The 1,526-nt window shown below is 48.0% G+C and carries 2 protein-coding genes; both read right to left on the reverse strand.

The features are described from left to right. A partial coding sequence (locus tag QUA00_RS36640) for an Hpt domain-containing protein (protein WP_333413483.1) occupies positions 1-823 on the reverse strand: 823 nt, incomplete at its 3' end. Between the two features lie 61 nt (positions 824-884). Beyond that, on the reverse strand, positions 885-1,214 hold the full coding sequence (locus QUA00_RS36645) for a hypothetical protein (protein ID WP_333148424.1): 330 nt from the start codon (positions 1,212-1,214) through the stop codon (positions 885-887). Positions 1,215-1,526: the final 312 nt, after the last annotated feature.

The following is a 1,526-nucleotide window of genomic DNA, read 5'->3' on the forward strand; positions in this document are numbered from 1 at the left end:
TGGGGGAGGGGGAGAGGGGGAGAGTGGGAGTGGGGGAGATTTCGGGGATGTCGATCGCCCTTCCTTCCAATATTTGTTGGCGTGCGGTTTGCAAGTTTTGGGCGATCGCCCAACCGTCGGATTGCAACCGTTGTAGAGTCAAGTCTGGAGAGTCAATCAAATCTCTGAGGGCTGCGGCGACTTTCCCAAAATCCGGCAATTGCAGCATTCCAGCCAAACCGGAGAGTTGGTAGTAAACCTGGTTGAGGGCGGTGACGCTTGTTGCCAAATCTGCTTCGGAAGCTTGGGAAAGCTCGGTTTCTAGGCGATTGAAGAGTGCCGGCACTTGCTGTTCAAAAATCAGTTTCAGCGTTTCCGGGGCGGACGATTGGCTGACTGCGGGAACTTGCGGCGGTTCTGACTTGCCGTACTTGGCCTGGAACTGGGCGAAAATTTGGGCGATCGCCTCCAAGTTTTCCGTTTGATCCGGAGTTGTAATATCGGAGTGTTGAACTGATTCGATCGTAATCTTTTTGAGAGCATCCACCCCCTGCAGCAAAACACTCACAGTAGTCGGTTCCAGGGCCGCCAAGTCTGTGCGATCGCGCAAAATGACAAAACAGTCCTCCAGCGTGTGAGCCGCCGCCGATACGTTTTGAAAGCCCAACATCGAACCCGCACCTTTAATCGAGTGAGCGGCCCGAAACATTTCTTTAACTGCAGCTTGTCGCTCTTTCAAACCCGCAGCTTCCATCGCCAGCAGATTTGTTTCCATTGACTGGAGAAACTCTTCGCATTCTGCGGTGAAAGCATCTATTAATTCGTTTAAATCGTCATCATTCATATGAGCGGCCAAGATAAGCGGCCAGTAGTTTTGAACTCTTACCGATAACCTCGGTTCTTTGCTAATCGTTTGAACTCAAGGAATTTTCTAAGGAATTTTCTTTCGTTATTTCCGATCGCAAGCCAAGTTGTTGCCGCACTGCTTGCAATGATTTTCCTCTTTTTGCCTTCGGGCGATCGCTTGGAGGTGGCACATCGTCAGCCGAAATAACTGGTTTTTTTAGAGCAGCAAGGAGTTGGTTTAATTCTTCTTGAAGTTCTTCCACTGATTCTCCAAAAGGTGCGGTTTCTTTTTCAGAGCAGGCTGCGATCGCACCCTTATCGTCATAATACACCGTGCGAATTGTGTACCCGCCATCCTCAAAAAATACTCGATAATCCCAGTTCATCATAGTTCTTCCTCTTCTCCTTGAAATATGTATATATTCTCATGCTTGCCAGCGATGCGATCTCTACTGACAATTTTAACTTGCTTGTCAACTTTGTACAAAACCTGATATACGCCCACTCTCAATTCCCATTCTGCTGTATTATTTGGACGCAGGGCTTTCCGGTTGCGCGTCTCAGTAGTGGGTTCATAACAAAGGTTAGCCTCAATACCGTCAACAATTACATTCTGTTCGTGTTTCGTGAACGAACCTGACGGTCAACTGAGTACAGTTAGACCGCAGGCTTCTTTTTCCTTTTTTTTCTCATGCTTTTTT

Origin of the sequence: Microcoleus sp. T2B6 (genome assembly GCF_036700475.1) — a bacterium.
GTDB lineage: Bacteria > Cyanobacteriota > Cyanobacteriia > Cyanobacteriales > Microcoleaceae > Microcoleus.